This is a genomic window from Pseudomonas californiensis (assembly GCF_021147775.1).
Lineage (GTDB): Bacteria > Pseudomonadota > Gammaproteobacteria > Pseudomonadales > Pseudomonadaceae > Aquipseudomonas > Aquipseudomonas californiensis.
This window is the reverse complement of record NZ_JAGTPK010000005.1, coordinates 66,114-85,352: the sequence shown is the minus strand read 5'-3', so window position 1 is coordinate 85,352 and position 19,239 is coordinate 66,114. Positions and strand designations below refer to the sequence as shown.

Annotated in this window: 16 protein-coding genes; 6 read left to right on the top strand and 10 right to left on the bottom strand. The window is 60.2% G+C overall.

Annotated elements, in window-relative coordinates:
* Positions 1 to 162: 162 nt before the first annotated feature.
* The 5 genes from rng to mreB all read right to left on the bottom strand — a co-directional run bounded on the left by rng (position 163) and on the right by mreB (position 5,118).
* Positions 163 to 1,620, bottom strand: coding sequence for a ribonuclease G (gene rng / locus KDX37_RS06665; protein ID WP_231651887.1), 1,458 nt, complete (start codon positions 1,618 to 1,620; stop codon positions 163 to 165).
* Positions 1,617 to 2,219, bottom strand: a complete 603-nt coding sequence (locus tag KDX37_RS06660) for a Maf family protein (protein ID WP_231651886.1) — start codon at positions 2,217 to 2,219, stop codon at positions 1,617 to 1,619. The genes rng and KDX37_RS06660 overlap by 4 nt, the downstream gene beginning before the upstream one ends.
* A gap of 64 nt (positions 2,220 to 2,283) precedes the next feature.
* Complete coding sequence (mreD, locus tag KDX37_RS06655) at positions 2,284 to 2,775, bottom strand: rod shape-determining protein MreD (protein ID WP_231651885.1); 492 nt, start codon at positions 2,773 to 2,775, stop codon at positions 2,284 to 2,286.
* Positions 2,768 to 3,850, bottom strand: a complete 1,083-nt coding sequence (mreC, locus tag KDX37_RS06650) for a rod shape-determining protein MreC (RefSeq protein WP_231651884.1) — start codon at positions 3,848 to 3,850, stop codon at positions 2,768 to 2,770. The genes mreD and mreC overlap by 8 nt, the downstream gene beginning before the upstream one ends.
* 230 nt (positions 3,851 to 4,080) lie before the next feature.
* Complete coding sequence (gene mreB / locus KDX37_RS06645; RefSeq protein WP_002555108.1) at positions 4,081 to 5,118, bottom strand: rod shape-determining protein MreB; 1,038 nt, start codon at positions 5,116 to 5,118, stop codon at positions 4,081 to 4,083.
* Between the two features lie 206 nt (positions 5,119 to 5,324).
* On the opposite strand from mreB, the gene gatC reads away from it, so the two are divergent.
* From gatC to KDX37_RS06615, 6 genes are all read left to right on the top strand, one after another.
* Complete coding sequence (gene gatC, locus KDX37_RS06640) at positions 5,325 to 5,612, top strand: Asp-tRNA(Asn)/Glu-tRNA(Gln) amidotransferase subunit GatC (RefSeq protein WP_231651883.1); 288 nt, start codon at positions 5,325 to 5,327, stop codon at positions 5,610 to 5,612.
* A gap of 14 nt (positions 5,613 to 5,626) precedes the next feature.
* Positions 5,627 to 7,078: an Asp-tRNA(Asn)/Glu-tRNA(Gln) amidotransferase subunit GatA gene (gatA, locus tag KDX37_RS06635; RefSeq protein WP_231651882.1), complete on the top strand. Its 1,452-nt coding sequence runs from the start codon at positions 5,627 to 5,629 to the stop codon at positions 7,076 to 7,078.
* Between the two features lie 10 nt (positions 7,079 to 7,088).
* Positions 7,089 to 8,534: an Asp-tRNA(Asn)/Glu-tRNA(Gln) amidotransferase subunit GatB gene (gatB, locus tag KDX37_RS06630; protein ID WP_231651881.1), complete on the top strand. Its 1,446-nt coding sequence runs from the start codon at positions 7,089 to 7,091 to the stop codon at positions 8,532 to 8,534.
* A gap of 146 nt (positions 8,535 to 8,680) precedes the next feature.
* Entirely contained in the window at positions 8,681 to 9,049 is a 369-nt protein-coding gene (locus KDX37_RS06625; protein ID WP_231651880.1) for a septal ring lytic transglycosylase RlpA family protein, read from the top strand.
* 53 nt (positions 9,050 to 9,102) lie between these two features.
* The gene (locus KDX37_RS06620; protein ID WP_231651879.1) at positions 9,103 to 10,134 is read left to right on the top strand and encodes a calcium/sodium antiporter; all 1,032 of its coding nucleotides are present in this window, start codon (positions 9,103 to 9,105) and stop codon (positions 10,132 to 10,134) included.
* Between the two features lie 20 nt (positions 10,135 to 10,154).
* Positions 10,155 to 10,538, top strand: a complete 384-nt coding sequence (locus KDX37_RS06615; protein WP_231651878.1) for a carboxymuconolactone decarboxylase family protein — start codon at positions 10,155 to 10,157, stop codon at positions 10,536 to 10,538.
* On the opposite strand, the gene KDX37_RS06610 is transcribed toward KDX37_RS06615, so the two are convergent.
* The 5 genes from KDX37_RS06610 to ptsP form a co-directional block, all read right to left on the bottom strand.
* Entirely contained in the window at positions 10,535 to 11,476 is a 942-nt protein-coding gene (locus KDX37_RS06610; RefSeq protein ID WP_231651877.1) for an AEC family transporter, read from the bottom strand. The two genes, KDX37_RS06615 and KDX37_RS06610, sit on opposite strands and share 4 nt — an antisense overlap.
* A gap of 75 nt (positions 11,477 to 11,551) precedes the next feature.
* Positions 11,552 to 13,126: an alkaline phosphatase D family protein gene (locus KDX37_RS06605; protein WP_231651876.1), complete on the bottom strand. Its 1,575-nt coding sequence runs from the start codon at positions 13,124 to 13,126 to the stop codon at positions 11,552 to 11,554.
* 276 nt (positions 13,127 to 13,402) lie between these two features.
* Positions 13,403 to 15,145 (bottom strand): PTS fructose-like transporter subunit IIB, encoded by a 1,743-nt coding sequence (locus KDX37_RS06600; RefSeq protein WP_231651875.1) that lies wholly within the window; start codon positions 15,143 to 15,145, stop codon positions 13,403 to 13,405.
* Between the two features lie 12 nt (positions 15,146 to 15,157).
* Entirely contained in the window at positions 15,158 to 16,099 is a 942-nt protein-coding gene (pfkB, locus tag KDX37_RS06595; RefSeq protein ID WP_231651874.1) for a 1-phosphofructokinase, read from the bottom strand.
* Complete coding sequence (ptsP, locus tag KDX37_RS06590) at positions 16,099 to 18,966, bottom strand: phosphoenolpyruvate--protein phosphotransferase (RefSeq protein ID WP_231651873.1); 2,868 nt, start codon at positions 18,964 to 18,966, stop codon at positions 16,099 to 16,101. Before ptsP ends, pfkB begins: the two co-directional genes overlap by 1 nt.
* Positions 18,967 to 19,239: the final 273 nt, after the last annotated feature.

The window sequence follows — 19,239 nt, the reverse complement described above, 5'->3', positions numbered from 1 at the left end:
GGAAGCAAGCCGCTCGACGTGTTTGAAAACCGCCTGACTCATGTGGGCAAGTAGCGCCAGGTACAGGTTTTGCTCATTCGCCACGCATCAATCTCAATAAAGGGCATACCTGCCAGAACCCCGTCGGGCGTTATGTCCCAGACATTCATACGGCGAGCTACTTCAGAGCAGCACGACGTCGTATTGTTCCTGTGAGTACATTGTTTCTACCTGAAAGCGAATAGTCCTGCCGATGAATGTCTCGAGTTCTGCCACATTCCCGGATTCTTCGTCGAGCAACCTGTCCACCACACGCTGGTTGGCAAGCACACGATAGCCCACCGCCTGATAGGCACGGGCTTCTCGCAATATCTCGCGAAAGATTTCATAACAGATGGTTTCCGGGGTTTTCAGCTTGCCGCGCCCCAGACAACAGTGGCAAGGCTCGCACAGCACCTGCTCAAGGCTTTCACGGGTGCGTTTGCGCGTCATCTGCACCAGCCCAAGCTCGGTGATGCCAATGATGTTGGTCTTGGCGTGATCACGCTCCAGCTGCTTTTCAAGCGTGCGCAAGACCTGCCGCTGATGCTCACCATCCTCCATGTCGATGAAGTCGATGATGATGATGCCGCCCAGATTGCGCAGCCTTAACTGCCGGGCAATGGCGGTCGCTGCCTCCAGATTGGTCTTGAAGATAGTCTCTTCAAGATTGCGATGCCCGACGAACGCGCCAGTATTGACGTCGATAGTGCTCATCGCCTCGGCCGGATCGATCACTAGATAGCCACCCGACTTGAGCGGCACCTTGCGCTCAAGTGCCTTCTGGATTTCATCCTCGACACCGTACAGGTCGAAAATCGGCCGTTCGCCTGGGTAGTGCTCAAGCCGGTCGGCGATTTCTGGCATCAACTCTGCGACAAACTGGGTGGTCTTCTGGAAGGTCTCACGCGAATCAATGCGGATCTTTTCAATCCGGGGGCTTACCAGATCCCGCAAGGTTCGCAGGGCCAGGCCCAGGTCTTCGTAAATCACGGTAGGCGGGCTGACGGTCTTGATCTGCTCGCCAATCTGGTCCCACAGGCGGCGCAGATAACGGATGTCCATGAGGATTTCGTCTGCGCCGGCACCTTCGGCTGCAGTTCGCAGGATGAAACCGCCTGCCTCCTTGATGCCTTCCAGCGCGACACAATCACTGACCACTTTCTTGAGCCGCTCTCGCTCGCCCTCGTCCTCGATCTTCAAGGAAATGCCGACGTGCGCAGTGCGCGGCATGTACACCAGATAGCGAGACGGGATGGACAACTGTGTGGTCAGGCGCGCGCCTTTGCTGCCGATCGGGTCCTTGGTGACTTGTACCACCAGGCTCTGACCGTCATGCACCAACGAGGCGATGCTTTCGACCGCAGGCCCTTCACGCATGGAGATTTCGGATGCATGAATGAACGCCGCACGGTCCAGGCCGATATCGATGAACGCTGCCTGCATGCCGGGCAACACCCGCACAACCTTGCCTTTATAGATATTGCCGACGATCCCGCGACGCTGTGTGCGCTCGACATGGACCTCCTGCAGCACACCGTTTTCCACTACTGCCACCCGCGATTCCATCGGGGTGATGTTGATCAGGATCTCTTCACTCATGGCTCGTTACCTTCCAGGTATTGCCAACAGGGTATGCCGAAACGACCCAGCAGTTCTGCGGTTTCACACAGAGGCAGTCCAACCACCCCAGAATAGCTGCCCTGCAGACTCTCGACGAAGATGGCCGCCAAGCCCTGTATGGCATAGCCACCGGCCTTGTCCTGCGGCTCGCCACTGCCCCAATAGGCGTGGGCTTCGTGAGGCTGAATCGGGCGAAAACGGACACGGTTGGCAACAACACAGGTTTCGCTTCGGTGCGAGTCGGTCAGCGCGATGGCGGTCAGTACTTCGTGCTCGGTACCCGACAGGCTTGCCAGCATCGCAAGCGCGTCGGCTTCGTCCACGGGTTTGCCGAGAATGCGCCCGTCGAGAACCACTGCGGTGTCAGCACCCAGCACACACGCTTGCGCGTCGCCCGCGAGCAGCGCCAGCCCGGCCTGAGCCTTGCCAAGCGCCAGGCGCTCGACATAAGCGGCAGGGAGTTCGTTGTCGAAAGGGGTTTCGTCGATCTGCGCGCTCAACACAGTGAACGGCACACCAATCTGAGCGAGAAGTTCACGACGGCGCGGTGAGCCAGAAGCCAGATAAAGCGAGGGCATAAGGTCATCTCCGTGTCGATGAGAGCGAGCGCAGTACGTAAAAGGCGCCGCGCTCGCGTTGCGCTTAATTGATTTTCAAACGTTTGCGCAATCCACGCAGGCCGTAGCTGACCCATGGCCATAACAGCGCACTGACCAGTGCAGGCAGTACCAGCGCCAGGGTCGGTTGACGATTGCCGGTCAGGGCACTGAGCCACAATTGCGCAAGCTGGGCCAGCCCAAACACCACCAACAGCACCAGACATTGCTGCCACATGGGGAACATGCGCAGGCGCTGTTGCAGGGACATGACCAGAAAGGTGATCAGGCTGAGAATCAAGGCGTTCTGCCCGAGCAGCGTGCCATACAACACGTCTTCCATGAGGCCCAGCAGCCACGCGGTGGTCATGCCGTATTTATGGGGCAACGCCAGCACCCAGAATGTCAGGAGCAACGCCAGCCAGAGCGGCCGGAAGATTTCCATGAATTGCGGCAGCGGCGAAACGCTCAACAACAAGCCGATGGCGAAGGTCAGCCAGACAACCCAACCATTGCGTCCGGAAACATGACTAACCATCGATACGCTCCCGCGAGCTGGAAGGTGAAGAAGCCGGGGGCTGTGAAACAGCAGGTCGGGCGGCAGGCCTTGAAGCTGGCGTCGCAGGCGTTGCGGCAGGTGCAGTGGCCGGAGCGGTGTTCGTGCCCTGCCCGCCAGCCCGGTGAGGCGTTGTGCTGACCGGAAAGAGCGGCCCGACTGGCTGCGGCCACATCGGGAACGCAGGCGCCAAAGGCGGCAGTGTCGCGATAGCTGCGGGCTCAAGGCCCTTGTCGATTGATTCCTGGGCCTGCGCAGCATCAGCAGCACGCTCTTCAGGGGAGCGGCCATCCGAGAACACCAGCAACAGATAACGACTGCGGTTCAGGGCAGCGGTCGGCACTGCACGCACGATTGCAAACGGCTGACCCGAGTCGTGAATGACTTCTTTCACCGTGGCAACAGGATAGCCCGCCGGGAATCGCTGACCCAGGCCGGAGCTGACCAGCAAATCCCCTTCCTTGATGTCTGCGGTGTCAGCAACATGACGCAACTCAAGGCGTTCCGGGTTGCCGGTGCCGCTGGCAATGGCGCGCAGGCCGTTGCGGTTCACCTGCACGGGAATGCTGTGGGTCGTGTCAGTCAGCAGCAGTACACGCGAGGTGTACGGCATCAACTCGACAACTTGCCCCATCAGGCCACGGGCATCGAGCACAGGCTGACCCAGCACGACGCCGTCACGCTCGCCTTTGTTGATGATGATTCGGTGGGTAAACGGGTTCGGGTCCATACCGATCAGTTCGGCGACCTCGACTTTCTCGTTGACCAGCGCCGACGAATTGAGCAGCTCACGCAGCCGAACATTCTGCTCGGTCAGCGCCGCCAGCTTTTGCAGGCGACCTTGCAGGAGCAGGGCTTCGGTCTTGAGTTTTTCGTTTTCGGCGATCAGCTCGGTGCGGCTGCCGAATTGGCTGGCAACGCCCTGAAACATGCGCTGCGGCAGATCGACGATCCAATAGGATTGCATCAGGACCAGCGACATCTGACTGCGCACGGGCTTGAGAATCGTGAAACGGGCGTCAACGACCATCAACGCTACCGACAGCACGACCAGCACCAGCAGACGTACACCCAGCGATGGGCCTTTGGCGAAAAGCGGTTTAATAGGCCGCTCCTCCCAGGCATGCGATGACAGGATCTCGCTTCAATTGGCTGTTATTCATGCGGTATGGAACCGGCCTGGACAGATGAAAGAAATAGGCACCATGTTTCGGCGTCAGCCTAACGCATACAGGCAGCACAAGCGCTACCTGCAGACGAAAGACCTCTGAACGGCACCCCGGCGAATTACTCGCTGGAGAGCAGATCCATGGTGTGCTTATCCATCATTTCCAGCGCACGGCCACCGCCACGCGCCACACAGGTCAGCGGGTCTTCAGCCACGATGACCGGCAGACCGGTTTCCTGAGCCAGCAGCTTGTCCAGGTCGCGAAGCAGTGCACCACCACCTGTCAGCACCAGACCACGCTCGGCGATATCCGAAGCCAGCTCCGGCGGCGACTGCTCAAGGGCGCTTTTGACGGCCTGAACGATGGTCGCCAGCGACTCCTGCAGAGCCTCCAGCACTTCGTTGGAGTTCAGCGTGAATGCGCGTGGAACGCCTTCAGCCAGGTTACGGCCGCGTACGTCGACTTCACGTACTTCGCCACCCGGGTAGGCGGTGCCGATTTCCTGCTTGATGCGCTCTGCGGTGGACTCACCGATCAGGCTGCCGTAGTTGCGGCGTACGTAAGTGATGATGGCTTCGTCGAAACGGTCGCCACCCACACGTACGGATTCTGCGTAAACCACACCGTTCAAGGAGATCAGTGCGATTTCAGTGGTACCGCCGCCGATGTCGACAACCATCGAACCACGGGCTTCTTCCACGGGCAGGCCTGCACCGATGGCAGCAGCCATCGGTTCTTCGATCAGGAACACTTCGCGCGCACCAGCGCCCAGGGCCGACTCGCGAATGGCGCGGCGCTCAACCTGAGTGGATTTGCACGGTACGCAGATCAGCACACGAGGGCTGGGCTGCAGGAAACTGTTTTCGTGAACCTTGTTGATGAAGTACTGCAGCATTTTTTCGCAGACGCTGAAATCGGCGATGACGCCGTCTTTCATGGGACGGATGGCTGCAATGTTGCCTGGCGTACGGCCCAGCATGCGCTTCGCTTCGGTACCGACGGCCACGACACTCTTCTGGTTGCCATGAGTACGAATGGCAACAACAGAGGGTTCATTCAGAACGATACCGCGCTCACGCACGTAAATAAGGGTGTTGGCAGTGCCCAGGTCGATGGATAGATCACTGGAAAACATGCCACGCAGTTTCTTGAACATGGGAAAGGGACCCTAGGGAACGCGTGGTAAAAAAAGTGCGGCAAACTCTAACAACGACAGGGATTTTGGGCAAGGAGCCAATATGCTAAATTGGCGGTTTTCCGAACACGACCCTCGACGTTAGCGGCTTGAGACCGCAATAACCCGATAGTGTTCCGCAATGACCAACAAAGCAAATTCGTCGCATTCCACTGGAGATACCCCTCATGGCGCTTGAACGCTCCGACGTGGAAAAGATCGCTCATCTGGCTCGACTTGGCCTTAATGACGCCGATATCCCACGTACTACCGAAGCTCTTAACAGCATTCTCGGGCTGATCGATCAGATGCAAGCGGTGGACACCGCCGGCATCGAGCCACTCGCACACCCGCTGGAAGCCTCGCAGCGCCTGCGTGAAGACGCCGTTACCGAAACCAATCGTCGCGAGACCTTCCAGGCCATCGCACCGGCGGTCCAGGACGGTCTTTATCTGGTTCCGAAAGTCATCGATTAAGGAAAAGAGCCTGTATGCATCAAATGACTCTGGCCGAGATCGCCCGCGGACTCGCCGAAAAAAAGTTTTCTTCTGAAGAGCTGACCCGTGTCCTGCTATCGCGCATCGCGCAGCTTGATCCTCAGCTCAACAGCTTTATCAGCCTGACCGAAGACCTGGCCATCACCCAGGCGCAGGCGGCAGATGCACGCCGCGCAGCCGGTGAGAATGGCCCGCTGCTTGGCGCGCCATTGGCGCACAAGGACCTGTTCTGCACCCAGGGCATCCGCACCAGCTGCGGTTCGCTGATGCTGGACAACTTCAAGGCACCGTACGACGCCACCGTGGTGTCCCGACTCGCGTCGGCAGGCACCGTGACGCTGGGCAAGACCAACATGGACGAATTCGCCATGGGTTCGGCCAACGAATCCAGCCACTATGGCGCGGTGAAAAACCCGTGGAATCTGGACTGCGTACCCGGCGGTTCGTCTGGCGGCTCGGCAGCTGCCGTTGCCGCGCGTCTGTTGCCTGCGGCCACTGGCACTGACACAGGTGGCTCGATTCGCCAGCCCGCAGCGCTGACCAACCTGACCGGCTTGAAACCGACGTACGGTCGCGTTTCGCGCTGGGGCATGATTGCCTATGCTTCCAGCCTCGATCAGGCGGGCCCGATGGCCCGTACGGCCGAAGACTGCGCGCTGCTGCTGCAAGGCATGGCCGGTTTCGACCCACAGGACTCCACCAGCATCGACGAACCGGTGCCGGATTATTCCGCCGGCCTCAATACCTCGCTCAAGGGCCTGCGGATTGGTGTGCCAAAGGAATACTTCAGCGCAGGCCTCGACCCGCGCATCGCGCAGCTGGTGCACGAAAGCGTCAAGGAACTTGAAAAACTCGGCGCCATCGTCAAGGAAATCAGCCTGCCAAACCTGCAGCACGCCATCCCGGCCTACTACGTCATTGCTCCGGCGGAGGCGTCGTCGAACCTGTCGCGTTTTGACGGTGTGCGCTTCGGCTATCGCTGCGAAAACCCGAAAGACCTGACCGACCTGTACAAGCGCTCGCGCGCAGAAGGCTTTGGCCCGGAAGTTCAGCGCCGCATTCTGGTCGGTGCCTACGCACTGTCGGCAGGCTACTACGACGCGTACTACCTGCAAGCGCAGAAGATCCGTCGCCTGATCAAGAACGACTTCATGAGCGCGTTCACGGAAGTCGACGTGATCCTCGGCCCTACCACGCCGAACCCGGCCTGGAAGATCGGCGCCAAGGTCAACGACCCGATTGCCGAGTACCTGGAAGACTTCTACACGATCACCGCCAACCTGGCGGGCCTGCCGGGTCTGTCCATGCCAGCCGGTTTCGTCGAAGGCCTGCCGGTCGGCGTGCAACTGCTCGCCCCCTATTTCCAGGAAGGCCGCCTGTTGAATGTCGCGCACCAGTATCAGCAAGTCACCGACTGGCACACACGCGCACCTGAAGGCTTCTGAGGAGAAACACATGCAATGGGAAGTCGTCATCGGGCTGGAGATTCATACCCAGCTTTCGACCCAATCGAAGATTTTTTCCGGCAGCGCCACCACGTTCGGCTCCGAGCCCAACACCCAGGCCAGCCTGGTTGACCTGGGCATGCCGGGTGTATTGCCGGTGCTGAACAAGGAAGCCGTGCGCATGGCCGTCAAGTTCGGCCTTGCAGTCGACGCTGAAATTGGCCAGCACAACGTGTTTGCCCGCAAGAACTACTTCTACCCTGACCTGCCCAAGGGCTATCAGATCAGCCAGATGGAACTGCCGATTGTCGGCAAGGGCCACCTGGACATCACGCTGGAAGACGGCACGGTCAAACGTATCGGCATCACCCGCGCTCACCTGGAAGAAGATGCGGGCAAAAGCCTGCATGAAGACTTCCAGGGCATGACTGGCATCGACCTGAACCGCGCCGGTACGCCGCTGCTGGAAATCGTTTCCGAGCCGGACATGCGCAGCGCCAAGGAAGCGGTCGCCTACGTCAAGGCCATGCACGCGATGGTTCGCTACCTCGGCATCTGCGACGGCAACATGGCTGAAGGCTCTCTGCGCTGCGACTGTAACGTGTCGATTCGTCCGAAAGGCCAGGTCGAGTTCGGTACTCGCTGCGAGATCAAGAACGTCAACTCGTTCCGCTTCATCGAAAAGGCCATCAACAGCGAGATTCAGCGCCAGATAGACCTGATCGAAGACGGTGGCAAGGTCATTCAGCAGACTCGTCTGTATGACCCGAACACCAACGAAACACGCGCCATGCGCAGCAAGGAAGAAGCCAACGACTACCGTTACTTCCCCGACCCGGACCTGCTGCCGATCATCATCGAGGACTCGTTCCTGGATGACGTGCGCGCCACCTTGCCCGAGTTGCCGCCGCAGAAGCGCGAGCGCTTCCAGAGCCAATTCGGTCTGTCGACGTATGACGCCAGCGTGCTGGCTTCGAGCCGTGAACAGGCTGATTATTTCGAGCAGGTGGTGAGCATCAGTGGTGACGCCAAACTGGCCGCCAACTGGGTCATGGTCGAACTGGGCAGCCTGTTGAACAAACAGGGCGTCGAAATCGAGCAATCGCCGGTCAGCGCCGAACATTTGGGCGGCATGCTCAAGCGCATCACCGACAACACCATTTCCGGCAAAATCGCCAAGATGGTGTTCGAGGCAATGGCCAATGGTGAGGGCAGCGCTGATGAGGTCATCGAGAAGCGCGGCCTGAAGCAGGTCACTGACAGCGGCGCCATCGAGTCAATGCTCGACGAAATGCTGGCTGCCAACGCTGAACAGGTCGAACAGTACCGGGCCGCTGACGAAGCCAAGCGTGGCAAGATGTTCGGCTTCTTCGTCGGGCAGGCCATGAAAGCATCGAAAGGCAAGGCCAACCCGCAGCAGGTCAACGAACTGCTGAAGGCCAAGCTCGAAGGCTGATAAAAGGGTGGTGCTTGACTGGTCGGGGTTTGATGACCGGCCGGCACAAGCGCCACCCGCCGATGGACTGTTTCCGGCCAGAACCGGTTTGACCCACACGTTGGTACACCCCCCTTTTCGATCCACAGGCATTCAGGACCCGACCCATGCGCCGACTGCTTTCTGCCTGTAGCGCACTTGCGCTTCTTGCCGGTTGTGCCAGCCACGAAATCGACCCTCACGGCTACGATGAAACCGGACGCGCGTCCTACTACGGTGCCCGCCACCACGGCAATCGCACCGCCAGCGGTGAGCCCTTCAACCAGAACGCCCTGACCGCCGCCCACCGGCAGTTGCCCTTCGGCACCCGAGTCAAGGTGACCAACGTCGATAACAACAAGACGGTGGTGGTGCGCATCAATGACCGTGGGCCGCATACACGCGGAAGATTGATCGATGTGTCTCGCGAGGCAGCCGAACAACTGGGTATGCTGCGCAGCGGTACCGCAACCGTGCGTATTCAGAGCCTCGACTAAGGACTTCCGGAATTCTCCAGCTATCGACGTTGCCCGCCCCCTCGCTCATTCAGATGATCACCGGCCTTGTACTGCTGCTGATCGGTGCTGAGCTGTCAGTTCGCTCAGCCGTGCACCTGGCGGCCATTTTCAAGGTCAGACCCTTGATCATCGGCCTGACCGTAGTTGCGATGGGCACCAGCGCGCCGCAAATGGCGGTCAGCCTGCAAGCCGCGTTCTCGGAAAACACCGACATCGCGATCGGCAGCGTCATTGGCGGCAATATATTCAATGTGCTGGTGATTCTCGGCCTGTGTGCACTGATTATCCCGTTACGTGTGGCCCGCCAGGTGCTGCGTGTCGACATTCCCTTGATGATCGGCGCCTGCCTGCTGGTAATCGGTCTGTCATGGACAGGCGAGCTCAGTCGCTTCGATGGCGTCCTGCTGCTGGCCGGCTTGCTGGCTTGCCTGTTCGTCGTGATCCGACAGGGTGGCCATACGCCACGCCACGGTCAGGCGATTACGACCGAGAAACCCCGCGCCCTGACACGGATTGCCATGCTCGCGTCTGGCCTGCTGATGCTGACCACTGGCGGACACCTGCTGGTGGATGCGTCGGTGGTCATCGCCATCAACCTCGGGCTTTCCGAACGTATCATCGGCCTGACTGTGATCGCCGTCGGCACCTCCCTGCCCGCACTGATGACGTCGGTGATCGCAGCCTTTCGTGGCGAGCGCGACATTGCCGTCGGCAACGTGATTGGCAGCAACGTGTTCAATTTGCTCGGTGTGCTGGGCGTGACCGCGTTGATGGCGCCAGTTCCTCTGACCATCTCGCCCAATGCGCTGGCGTTCGACCTGCCCGTGATGCTGGGAGTCGCACTGCTATGCGTGCCACTGTTCTATTCGGGCTACCGGATCGACCGTATCGAAGGCGTGTTCCTTCTGTCGCTGTACCTGACCTATGGTTTGCATATCATTTCGATCAGCACCGGCATGCTGCTGGCCGAACGGCTTGAAAACGCCATGCTTTCGTTCATCCTGCCACCGCTGGGTGTGATCGTTGCCTTGACCACCATCCGCGCCTGGCGCCGCCAACACTGACTGCACACAGAGGAAACGCCATGACAGACAAACCGATCAGCGAAGGCGAACAGATTCGTCGTCAGGTGATGGGCGATGCATTCGTCGACCGCGCACTGGGCAACGCCACCGATTTCAGTCAGCCGTTGCAGGACTTCGTCAACGAACATGCGTGGGGCAGCGTCTGGAGCGGTGAAGGTCTGCCGCTCAAGACCCGCAGCCTGATCACTCTGGCTACGCTGACGGCGCTGAAGTGTTCGCAGGAACTCAAGGGCCATGTGCGCGGCGCACTCAATAACGGCTGCACTGTGGAAGAGATCCGCGAGGCCCTGTTGCACTGCGCGGTGTATGCCGGTGTGCCTGCCGCCATCGAAGCCTTTCGCTCGGCGCAGGAAGTGATCGACAGCTACGTCAAACCGGACTAAATCCAGCCACCCCATTGCAGGATGAAGATCCCGACGTTGGTGGTAACCGCAGCCGCCAGCGTGGTGATGACGATGATCGCTGCCGCCAATTCGTAGTTGCCATTGGCCGTACGCGCCATGATGTAGCTGGCCGCTGCCGTCGGACTGCCGAAGTACAGGAACAGAATCCCCAGTTCCGCACCGCGAAAACCGACCAGCCAGGCTGCGAACGTGCCTAACACGGGTAACGCGACCATCTTCATGACACTGGCACTGATGGCCAGCTTTCCGCTCTTGCGCAGTGAGGCCAGTGACAGCGTACCGCCGATGCAGATCAATGCCAGCGGCAAGGTCATCTGCGCCAGATAGCTGCCCGAGGTTTCCAGCCATTTGGGCAATCCGATACTGAAATACGCGAACGGCGACGCGATGATCACACTGATGATCAACGGGTTGGCCAGTACGCTTTTGAATACACTCCACGGATCCGACTTGATGACCGGGCTGTAGACCGCAAGCACAACCGTCGAGAGCGTGTTGTAAAAGACGATGACCAGCGCTGCGAGGATCGCGCCCAGCGAGATACCGTAGGAACCATACATGCTGGCCGCCAGCGCCAGACCGATGACGCCGTTGTTACCGCGGAATGCGCCCTGCACGTAGATCCCGCGCTCTTCATACGGGCAGCGCCAGACTGCCCAGCACCAGATGAATGCGAAGCTCAACAATGTTGCGGCACTGAAAAAGATCAGCAGTTTGGGTTGCAGGGCAGCGCGCAGATCCGCGTGGATGATGCCCAGAAACAGCAGCGCAGGCATCGTGACGTTGAACACCAGCCCCGAAGCCGCAACGATGAAGCTGTCGTTGATCGCACCGATACGCTTGAGAAACACGCCCAGAAACAGCATGGCAAAAACCGGGGCGGTGATGTTCAGGGTTTCGAGAAAAATAGCCAACATGCAACGCACCCGGTGCCGTCATTAGGTGACTCAATGATAAGCCACCCATGACGAGCGTGTTGCAAGGAATTTCCGTCAGGCGATACGAGGCGCCTCAGCCGCAGGCTGCAGCGTGCGCTCGAAGACCGACACGCCGTCCAGATCACGCAGGGCCACGGTCATTTCGCCACTCTGTCCATCGATATTCACTTCACCGAAGAACTGGAAACCCGCGAAGGGCGATGTGTTCTGCGCAGGCGGAGCCTTCTGGAATACGAGTTCAGGACCAAAGGTCTTGTCCAGCGTATTCGGGCCGAAGCTGCCGGCGTTCAGAGGCCCGGCAACAAACTCCCAAAAAGGATCAAAGTCCTGAAACACTGCAAGGTCCGGCTGATAGTGATGCGCCGCGCAGTAGTGCACGTCTGCCGTCAGCCATACACAGTCGCGGACTTTCTGGGCGCGCAGATACGCCAGCAGCTCAGCGACCTCCAACTCACGACCCAATGGAGCACCGTCGTTGCCGTTGGCGATGGCTTCCCAGCGCGCCACACCGGGGCTGACTTCGCCGTCCGGCACACCCAGGCCAATCGGCATGTCAGCAGCAATGACCTTCCACTGTGCGGACGACGCCTTGAGTTCACGCTTGAGCCAGTTCAACTGCTCGCGCCCCATGAAAGCAGTGGTCGGGCCCGGCGTGTCAGCCAGATTCGCGTCGTTGCCGTCACGGTAACTGCGCATGTCCAGCACAAACACATCCAGCATCGGCCCGTAGGGAATCTTGCGGTAGATGCGGCCACCGTTATCAGCCTCCTGCAGGCGCAACGGTGCGTACTCCAGGTAAGCCTGACGTGCCCGAGACGACAGCAACTGGATGTCTTTGACTTTGTAGCGATCATCCAGCTGTTTGCTCGGCGACCAGTTATTGGTCACTTCGTGATCGTCCCATTGCCAGATTTGTGGCACCTCGGCATTGAAACGGCGCAAGTTATCGTCCATCAGGTTGTAACGGTAATTGCCTCGGTACTCATCCAGGGTTTCCGCAACCTTGCTCTTGGCCTCCGTGGTGATATTGCGCCAGATACGTCCGTCTTCGGCGGTGATCTGCGCCGGAACCGGGCCGTCGGCATAAATGGTGTCGCCGCTGTGGATGAAGAAATCAGGCAAGCGCAGGCGCATGGCTTCGTAAATCCGCATGCCGCCTATGTCAGGGTTGATGCCAAAACCTTGGCCTACAGTGTCGCCGCTCCAGACGAACCGAATGTTACGGCGCTGTTGCGGCATGCTGCGCAAATGGCCGAACCAGGGTTCGCTGGCCACGCCGGTCTGCACATCTTCAAACGACACGCGATAGAAGATCGCCTGATCGACGGGCAAGCCGCTCAGATCCACGCGCGCGGTGAAATCGGTACGTTGGTCAGCCAGTCCTGACACCACACGCCGCGGCTGAGTAAACATACTGCGCGTGTCCCACTCGACCACCATACGGGCAGGTCGATCACTGCGGCTCCAGATGACGGCGCGATCACCCAGCACATCCCCCGACTGCACGCCGTCGGTGATTTTCGGACGGTCCTGGACCGAGGCGATAACAGCCGGGGCCAGCCCAGGCAGCAACAGCCCGGCCCCGACAGCTTGAATGATACGACGGCGCTTGAGATCGAATTGGCTCACGGTAAACCCCTCGCAGACAGGCAAAAGAGCAACCTAGCAGGGGAATATGGGCGCTGTATGACAGCGTGCCAATGCGGGCAGTGAGATGGGCCGGTAAGGCGGAGTGTGGATTGATTGGCCTCTTCATCAGCAAACGGAACGCCGTGGACGCACTTCACCGGAGCCTTCGTCAGCAAGCTGACTCACGGAAGGCGTACGCCCTCGTGGGAGTGAGCTTGTTCACGAACAGATGAGCCCAGGCGGTACATCTCTGCCAGATGTACCGCAAGCCGACTGTCAGGCGCTGGCGGGGGCGACTTCCAATTCGACCGCTTCGGGGCGTTTGAGAAAGGCATACACCACGCCCGTCACGACGCTGCCCGCGACGATTGCCACCAGATACAGCAGCGCATGGTTGATCGCATTGGGGATCAGCATCACGAACAGACCACCGTGCGGCGCCATCAGTTTACAGCCGAAGTACATCGATAACGCACCGGTCAACGCACCGCCGACCACAGCCGACGGGATCACGCGCAGCGGGTCTTTGGCTGCAAACGGGATTGCGCCTTCGGAAATGAAGCATAGCCCCAGTACGAAAGCAGCTTTACCTGCCTCGCGCTCGCTCTGGGCAAATTTGCGACGGGCGAGGATCGTGGCGATGCCCATGCCAATGGGCGGCACCATACCGGCGGCCATTGCGGCAGCCATAGGCGCGTAGCTTTGCGACGCGAGCAGGCCCACGGAGAATGCATAAGAGGCCTTGTTGATCGGCCCACCCAAGTCGACACACATCATCGCGCCCAGCAACACGCCCAGCAGGATCGCATTGGTGGTGCCCATGCTGTCCAGGAAGTGCGTCAGTGCTTCGAGCATGCCGGCAACCGGTTTGCCGACCACATAGATCATCACCAGACCGGTGAACAGACTCGACAGCAACGGGATGATCAGAATCGGTTTGAGCGCCTCGACGCTCGCGGGCAGGCGTGCGTAGCGGTTGATCGCCGCTGCGCTGTAACCCGCCAGAAACCCTGCGACGATACCGCCGATAAAGCCGGCACCCAGCGTGCTCGCCAACAAACCGCCGATCATGCCGGGCGCAAGCCCTGGGCGGTCAGCGATGGAGTAAGCGATGTAACCGGCCAGCAGCGGCACCATCAGCTTGAAGGCCGCTTCGCCACCAATCTGCATCAGCGCCGCTGCCAGTGTGCCCTGCTCCTTGAACGCCGTGATACCGAACACAAACGACAGGGCAATCAGCAGACCACCTGCTACCACCATCGGCAGCATGAACGAAACACCCGTCAGCAGGTGCTTGTAGACGCCGGCTTTTTCTTGCTTGGCAGGCGACTTGGCGGCAGACGCGTCGGATTCGACCTGCCCTTGCGCCAAGGCATTTTTCAGGGTCGTTTCGGATTGTTTGAGCGCAATACCAGTCCCGCAGCGGTAGATTTTCTTGCCGGCGAAACGGTCCGTGTTGACCTCGATATCAGCCGCCAGCAGCACCACATCCGCATTGGCAATCGCTTGCGGGCTCAGCGGTGTCTTGGCGCCGACCGAGCCTTGGGTTTCCACGTGCAACTCGTAATTCAGCTTCTTGGCAGCCTGCTGAAGGGCTTCGGCGGCCATGAACGTATGCGCGACACCCGTCGGACAAGCGGTGATTGCGACGATGCGCGGCTGGGCATTGGCGCTGCCAGTCGCCTCAGGCGCGGGAGCCAGGGAGGCTTCATGGACCTTCGCGTCCTGATTGGCTCGCTGCAGAAAACCATCCACCTCCTGCAAGGCATGCGCGGGGGAGTCCTGAAACAGACGCTTGCCGACAAAGCGGCTCAGGTCCAGCGGGCCGGTATTGACCACCAGCACCAGATCAGCGGCCTCGATGTCGTGAGCCGACAGCTGTCGGTCCGGCTTGTGCGGGTCGATGATCTCAACGCTGGTTTCCCAGCCCTGACGCAGCGCCGCTGCCTCGAGCAATCGTGCACTGAGTACGCTGCTGACCTTGCCGTTCGGGCAGGCCGTTACTATGGCTAACTTCATGACGATCCTCTCTTATTGTTCTGTCAGGTTGCGTACGGTGACGCCGCCTTCAAGCCGTTTGAGTTGCGTGGCATCGGTGATGCCGAAACCGATCTGGGTCACGGCCATGGCCGCAATCGCCGTCGCCGTTCGCAGTGTTTGATGTGGCTCATGGCCGCAGATCAATCCATGAACCATACCGGCCAGCAACGAATCACCCGCGCCTACGGTGCTGGCCACGGTGACCGTGGGCGGCAGCGAATGCAGCGCCAGGCTTGGACTGAACCAATGCACACCTTCCGAGCCCTGGGAAATAACCACATGCTCGATGCCCTGCGCATGCAGTCGCGAGGCTGCTTCTGCCTGAGCTGCGATGGAAATGATCGGTGCGTCGAGCGCATCGGCCAGTTCTTCGGTATTGGGCTTGATGAGCCACGGGCCTGCGGCAAGACCTGCCCGCAGGGCCAGCCCGCTGCTGTCCAGCGCGACCTTCAGCCCGAGGTCCTTTAGCATCAGCAACAGTTTTTGCAGCCACTCCGGTGATACGCCACGCGGCAGACTGCCCGCAACGACCACCACATCGAAGCCCGGCGCTATCTGTTGCACGCGAGCAAACAGTGCCTGTTGCGCGTCATCGCTGACCTGCGGGCCTGGGCCGTTCAGATCGGTGATACGGCCATTGCCCTCGGCCAACTTGATATTGCTGCGCGTTTCGCCCGGCACGCGGACGAACTCGTCGACGAAAGCACGCCGCTCGAACAGCGCCTCGAAGGCCTGCTGATTATCGACGCCCAGGAAACCGGCGACCGTCAGGTCATGCCCAAGGTCAGCCAGCACCTGCGCAACATTGAGGCCTTTGCCTGCCGCATGGGTGAGCATCGCGTTGCTGCGATTGACCTGCCCCACTTCCATCTTCGCCAGTTGCACGGTCAGGTCCAACGCCGGGTTCATGGTCAGAGTAAGAATCTTCGCCATTACAGTGCCTCCACCAGTGCGCGGACTTCAGCGGCGCTGCCCACCGTCAGCGCGGTTTGCGCCAATTGCTGAGCAGTGCTCAGGGTCAGTTCACGCACACACGCCTTGACCTCGCCAATGCTGCGTGCCGACACGCTCAATTCGTCGACGCCCAGACCAACCAGCACTGGCACGGCCAGCGGGTCTGCCGCCAGTTCGCCACACACACCGACCCACTTGCCGTTGGCATGTGCCGCACGCACGGTCATGTCGATGAGTTGCAGGACCGACGGATGCAGGCCATCGGCCTGCGCCGACAGCGTCGGATGACCGCGGTCGATGGCCAACGTGTATTGGGTCAGGTCGTTGGTGCCGATACTGAAGAAATCAACTTCCTTGGCCAGGACCGGCGCGATCAGGGCGGCCGATGGCACCTCGATCATGATCCCCAGTTGCAGGTCGCTGACCGGGATTTCTTCACGCAGGCGCTGGGTCATGTCCCGCGCCTGACGCCACTCTTCGACGGTGCCGACCATCGGGAACATGATGCGCAGCGGACCGCTGTCGGCAGCCCGCAGCAGAGCGCGCAACTGACTTTCCATCACCTCCGGACGTTGCAATGTCAGACGGATGCCGCGTACACCGAGGAACGGGTTCTCTTCCTTGTCGATCGGCCAGTACGGCAACGGCTTGTCACCGCCGACGTCCAGCGTGCGCACCACCAGCGGACGACCGCCCAGATCCAGAAGCACGCGACGGTATTCAGCTTCCTGAGTCGCTTCGTCCGGCGCCTGGGAGTGAGCCATGAACAGTAATTCGGTGCGCAGCAAGCCTACGCCCTCGGCGCCCTGCTCCACAGCCGCTGGCGTGCCGGTGCTGTCGCCGATGTTGGCGAAGACTTCGACCGCGTGGCCATCACGGGTCACGGCAGGCTCCATGCGTGCCGCTGCTGCAGCCTTGAGGCGCTGTTCGCGCTCATCCCGGTCCTGCGCCGCACGTTGCAGGGTTGCCTCGTCAGGAGCGACGGTCAGGCGTCCACGCTGGCTGTCGAGCAACAGAACCGTGCCCGGTTTCAACAGCAACACCGCCTCACCTGCGCCGACCAGCGCGGGGATACCCAGCGCTCGCGCCACAATTGCACTGTGCGCAGTCGCGCCACCGCGCGCCGTGAGAATCCCCGCTACCTGTGCCGGGTCCAGACGGGCGACATCAGACGGGCCGACCTCGTCCATGACCAGGATGTAAGGCTCATCCGGAGCCGCGATGGTTTCGACGCCGCAGATCTGGGCCAGCACCCGGCGACCGACGTCACGCAGATCAGCGGCACGCTCAGCCAGCAGCGCGTCTTTCAACTGCTCCTGTTGAACAGCCGCCGCTTCGATAACGCTGGCCCATGCAGCGGCGGCGCTTTCGTTGTTGTTAAGGCGCAACTCGACTTCCTGGGTCAGTTCCGGGTCTTCAAGCATCTCTTGGTGAGTGATGAAGATCTCGCGAATGGCCTTGGCCTTGCTGCGCTGAATCAGGTTTTCGATATCGCTGCGCACCTCGGCCAGCGCTTTGTGCAGGCGCTCACGCTCGGCGGCGACTGACTCGCCCTGCTGTGGATAGTCGAAGGTTTGCAGCACTTGCACGTGTGCCGGGCCGATCGCAATGCCCGGAGATGCAGGCACAGCCTGCAACACGCTACCTGCGGCCGGGGCAATTACCGGCTTGGCGACAGCGGCTTGCGGCGCCGCAGACTGAGCTTCGGCAACCACCGGCAACGGCTCGACTTCTTCCCCCAACCCCTGCTGCACTGCAGCGATCAGAGCGGGCAACGCGTCGGCAGCGATGCTCGGTTCAGCGATGAATTCCAGCGTCTGACCACGACGTGCGCCAAGGCTCAGCAGTTTGCTGAGACTCTTGACCGACACCGCAGTGTCACCGGCCTCCAGCACGCGAACGCGAATTTCACCTTCGAACTCTTTGGCCAGTTGCGCGAGGATCTTGGCGGGACGCGCATGCAACCCGTGGGCATTCAACAGCGCGATCTGCTCAGTCGGCCATTCAACGGGCAGTTCGCCACCCAGGGCCTGCAATATGACGCGGCTGTTAGTGGCGTGACCCAATTCATGGCCACGGCCCTCGATCAACAAAAGGCACAAGCGCTCAAGCAAAGCCTGATGCGCTTCGCCCAGGCTGGCCAGACAGAACAGGCCCGTCAGCGGTTGGCCCAGGTAACGGATCGGTTTGTCGGGCGTGACGAACGCAAGGCCCGGGCGCTTGACCGTTTGCTCACTGTGCAGCCACCACAGACCATCACCCAACGACAGGGCTTCGACTTGCTGAAGCACAGCGGCAAAACCATTGCTGACACAGTCAGCCTTGCGCAGCAGGCGCGCGCCGCGCCAGACCAGTTCTTCGAAATCGTCAGCCGACACACCCAGGCTGATCATTTGTGCGTCGAGGGCCAGTTCCTGAGGAGCGCCCTGCAACAACTTGAGCAGGTCTTCGGGCGTTTTGGCTTCGCGCAGGGCCGGGCCGAGATCTTCCTCACCCAGCGCACGGGTCAGCAGTTGCAGCAGGCGCAAATGCTCATCGGACTTCGCCGCGATACCGATCGCCAGATAGACGATCTGACCGTCACCCCAATCCACCCCTTCGGGGAACTGCATCAGGCGCACACCGGTGGTAAACACCAGGTCGCGGGTTTCAGGCGTACCATGGGGAATTGCAATACCCTGGCCGAGGAAGGTCGAACCCTGTTGCTCGCGGTTCGTCAGCCCGGTCAGATAACCCTCTGCAACGAGGCCATCAGCAACCAGGTGGTCGGCAAGCAGTTTAAGTGCGGCAGTCTTATCCACAGCCGACTGGGCCATGGATATTTGCTCCAGAGAGAGTTCGAGCATTGCCTAGACTCCTGTGCAGCGCAAAGGCGCCACCTGATTTCTTGTTTTAATGACGATCAAGCGTGATCGACAGCTTAGGTGATGAAGTGCTGTCCCATCGGACATCAGTTTCATCTGGAATGCAGCAGACAATCGGACTGCTGAATCGTTTAATCTACAATTGCACGGCACGTTACTCGATTCTGTGCATTCATTGAAGCCCAGTCGGTCTTATCGCTGTAGGAGACGTCCCAAAATACTCGGAGTAGTTGGGAAAATGCCACTGTCTGGTGT

Excerpts from the sequence above, each read along its gene's own strand:
- KDX37_RS06660 (WP_231651886.1), bottom strand. The coding sequence starts at position 2,219 with ATGCCCTCGCTTTATCTGGCTTCTGGCTCACCGCGCCGTCGTGAACTT.
- gatA (WP_231651882.1), top strand. The coding sequence starts at position 5,627 with ATGCATCAAATGACTCTGGCCGAGATCGCCCGCGGACTCGCCGAAAAA.
- gatB (WP_231651881.1), top strand. The coding sequence starts at position 7,089 with ATGCAATGGGAAGTCGTCATCGGGCTGGAGATTCATACCCAGCTTTCG.
- KDX37_RS06600 (WP_231651875.1), bottom strand. The coding sequence starts at position 15,145 with ATGAAGTTAGCCATAGTAACGGCCTGCCCGAACGGCAAGGTCAGCAGC.
- gatC (WP_231651883.1), top strand. The coding sequence starts at position 5,325 with ATGGCGCTTGAACGCTCCGACGTGGAAAAGATCGCTCATCTGGCTCGA.
- KDX37_RS06620 (WP_231651879.1), top strand. The coding sequence starts at position 9,103 with ATGATCACCGGCCTTGTACTGCTGCTGATCGGTGCTGAGCTGTCAGTT.
- mreB (WP_002555108.1), bottom strand. The coding sequence starts at position 5,118 with ATGTTCAAGAAACTGCGTGGCATGTTTTCCAGTGATCTATCCATCGAC.
- KDX37_RS06610 (WP_231651877.1), bottom strand. The coding sequence starts at position 11,476 with ATGTTGGCTATTTTTCTCGAAACCCTGAACATCACCGCCCCGGTTTTT.
- pfkB (WP_231651874.1), bottom strand. The coding sequence starts at position 16,099 with ATGGCGAAGATTCTTACTCTGACCATGAACCCGGCGTTGGACCTGACC.
- KDX37_RS06615 (WP_231651878.1), top strand. The coding sequence starts at position 10,155 with ATGACAGACAAACCGATCAGCGAAGGCGAACAGATTCGTCGTCAGGTG.
- mreD (WP_231651885.1), bottom strand. The coding sequence starts at position 2,775 with ATGGTTAGTCATGTTTCCGGACGCAATGGTTGGGTTGTCTGGCTGACC.
- rng (WP_231651887.1), bottom strand. The coding sequence starts at position 1,620 with ATGAGTGAAGAGATCCTGATCAACATCACCCCGATGGAATCGCGGGTG.
- KDX37_RS06625 (WP_231651880.1), top strand. The coding sequence starts at position 8,681 with ATGCGCCGACTGCTTTCTGCCTGTAGCGCACTTGCGCTTCTTGCCGGT.
- ptsP (WP_231651873.1), bottom strand. The coding sequence starts at position 18,966 with ATGCTCGAACTCTCTCTGGAGCAAATATCCATGGCCCAGTCGGCTGTG.